The following is a 3,067-nucleotide window of genomic DNA, read 5'->3' on the forward strand; positions in this document are numbered from 1 at the left end:
TGATAACCCTGGCCGTCCTGGGCCTGGCCCTGCTGGCTGGAATGTTCCTGACCAGAGGTATTGTCAGACCTGTCAGTCTGCTGGAAAGGGCCGCCGGCAGGCTGACGTCAGGTTCCCAGCCCGAGGAGATCGCGGAAACGTCCCGGTTTGTGGAGGTCCGCAACCTGACCAGGTCCTTCAACCAGATGTCCCGCAAGATATCCGACTCCATTCTGAAGCTGAACAACGAACTGGATGAGCGCAGGCGGGCCGAGGAATCCCTGCGGGAGAGCCAGGTAAGAATGCAGGCGGTTACTGACTCAGCCCAGGACGCAATTATCATGATGGGACCTGACGGCGAAATATCATACTGGAACCCCATGGCCGAATCAATATTCGGATATACTGCAGAAGAAGTCATGGGGAAAAGCCTGCATCATCTCCTGGCACCTGAAAAATATCATGAATCCTTTAAATACGCTTTTCCTGAATTCGAGAGGATCGGACAGGGCAATGCTGTGGGCAAAACAATTGAATTGTCAGCTACTGGCAAGGATGGCCTGGAGTTTCCGATTTCGCTTTCCATGTCCTCTGTCTTGCTGCAGGGAAGATGGCATTCAGTTGGAATTGCCCGGGATATTTCCCAGCGCAAAACGGCTGAAAAAGAACTTATCCAGGCCAAAGAACAAGCCGAGGCAGCCAACCAGGCCAAGTCCGAGTTTCTGGCCAATATGAGCCACGAACTGCGTACTCCATTCAATGGCATCATGGGCATGATGCAGCTTTTACAAGCCACTGACCTGAATGATGAACAGCAGGAATTCGTCAATCTGTCCATTCAATCATCTGAAAGGTTTACTCGACTCCTTACCGACATACTGGAACTCTCCAGCATTGAGGCTGGGAAAGTGAGCATCTGCTCTGCAGAATTCAGGCCTGGAGAATTGCTTGATTCCTTGTCAGGCCTTTTTTCTGCAGAAGCCCGGCAAAAGGGTGTCGATCTGCAAGTTTTCATGGATACTGAGGTTCCTGCACAGGTCATGGGCGATGTTGCCCGGATCAAGCAGATCCTGTTCACCTTGACGGGCAATGCCCTGAAGTTTACAGAACAGGGAAACGTCCAGGTGCATCTGATTTCTCTCTCTGGGGCCAAAGGCGGAGATACCAGGTTGAAATTTTCAGTGTCCGATACCGGCATAGGCATCCCCGATGACAAGCTGAGCACTCTGTTCAAACCTTTTGTCCAGGTTGATGGTTCATACACACGCAGGCACCAGGGCGCAGGGCTGGGCCTGTCCCTGGTCAAACGCCTGGTGGAGATGATGAACGGAAACATTTCCGTTGAAAGTGAAGTGGGCCGGGGGACCACAGTGCACGTGGTCCTGCCTTTCACCCTGCCGAAGGATGATTATTCTGAGTCCGTCCATACATCCATCTACCGGAGAGAGTCCAAAAAATATCTGGATATCCTGCTGGCAGAAGATGACCCCTTGAATCAGTTGTTCATGGAAACCATGCTGGAAAAGCAAGGGCATAAAGTCGTCCTGGCGAACAACGGGCAGGAAGCCGTGGATCTGTTTCTGGAACAGGACTTCGACTGCGTACTCATGGACATCCAGATGCCGGTGATGACCGGGGTGGAGGCGACTCGGCGCATTCGCGCCGTAGAGGTCGGAGATCGGACGTCGGAGGTCGGAGGTCGGATGTCGGGCATTCCCATAATCGCTGTAACCGCTCATACCCAGCCAGGTGACCGGGAAAGGTTCCTGGAGGCAGGTATGGATGACTATATTGGCAAACCGGTGAATCACGAGGATTTTCAGAGGGTGTTCAGTAAGTTCTTTGGTAACCATTCAGGGTAGTCCTCGGCGGTGATCGCCGGCACTCGGGGCACACCCTGAATGCTGAAGTGTGACGGCTCATCCCCCAGACCGCCTGCAAGGAAAGAAGTCATGACAAGAGCATATGTTCACGGGTATGATCCTCTGGAAAGCGTTCGACTGCAGGATCAGGCTATGACCTTGGTGGATTTACTGCATTCCGATACGGAGTACAATGCAGAAAGTCGAGTTTTGGAGATCGGTTGTGGAGTCGGAGCACAAACAGTGACTTTGGGGAGAAAAAGTCCTGATGCCTCGATTATCGCCGTAGACATTTCAGAGACTTCTATAGCCGAGGCTGAGCAGAAGATCCTTGCGGAGGAGTTGACCAACGTCCGGTTTCTTCAGGCGGATATTTTTCATCTTCCATTTTGTCCGCAATCTTTTGACCATGTCTTTGTCTGTTTTGTTCTGGAGCACCTTAAAGACCCCTTGTCAGCCTTGCAGAAGCTGAAAGAAGTTTTGCGGCCGGGCGGTACTATTACCGTCATTGAAGGAGATCATGGTTCCGCCTGTTTTTATCCTGACAGCGCGTCCGCTCGAACCGCGATTTTCTGCCAGGTTGAACTGCAGTCCCGGGCAGGTGGCAATGCGCTCTTAGGAAGGTCACTATTCCCATTACTGACTGGTGCTGGCTACAACCGGGTACGCGTATCCCCCCGGATGGTTTATGCTGATTCCAGCAGACCTGAAATGGTCGACGGATTCACGAAAAAAACATTCACAGCCATGATCAAGGCAGTCCGTGAATCGGCAATCAGGGAAGGTATTGTGGCTCCTGCTGTTTTCGACAAGGGAATAAGTGACCTGTACCGAACGACTGAAGAGGATGGGACATTCTGCTATACTTTTTTCAAGGCATTTGGGAAAGCATGAACACTTCATCGGTAACCATTCAGGGGAGGTCGCAATCGGCCTGGAGACAGTCCCGCGTTTATCTTATTCTTCAAAACCGTGTGTGCAAAGCACCTGTGTGTAGCCTGAAGGCTTCCCGTGCCAGTGAAGATCTTTTTGGCACGGGCAACTTCGTTGCACCTCCCAGTGAAACCAGCTACGCTGAAACTACGTTTGTTTCACGGGACAGGCGGGCGGCTCTGCCGCTCACGGTTGGGGAGTAATGTCTGTCATGACCAGCCAAGCAGGCAACCCCTTTCAGGACTCTTTATCTTTCAAAACCGTGTGTGCAAAGCACCTGTGTGAAGCCTGAA

General features: G+C 52.1%; 2 protein-coding genes. Both read left to right on the forward strand.

The features are described from left to right. Nucleotides 1–1,841: ATP-binding protein (locus QZP87_RS12775; protein ID WP_291323309.1), on the forward strand; the 1,841-nt coding region annotated here is incomplete at its 5' end. Between the two features lie 153 nt (nt 1,842–1,994). Beyond that, the gene (locus QZP87_RS12780) at nt 1,995–2,735 is read left to right on the forward strand and encodes a methyltransferase domain-containing protein (RefSeq protein ID WP_291323310.1); all 741 of its coding nucleotides are present in this window, start codon (nt 1,995–1,997) and stop codon (nt 2,733–2,735) included. Nucleotides 2,736–3,067: the final 332 nt, after the last annotated feature.

This window comes from Desulfonatronospira sp. (genome assembly GCA_003563255.1).
Taxonomy (GTDB): Bacteria; Desulfobacterota; Desulfovibrionia; order Desulfovibrionales; family Desulfonatronovibrionaceae; genus Desulfonatronospira.

What these genes read in the sequence shown, in the direction of transcription:
- QZP87_RS12780 (WP_291323310.1), top strand. Translation starts at nt 1,995, where the DNA reads ATGACCTTGGTGGATTTACTGCATTCCGATACGGAGTACAATGCAGAA.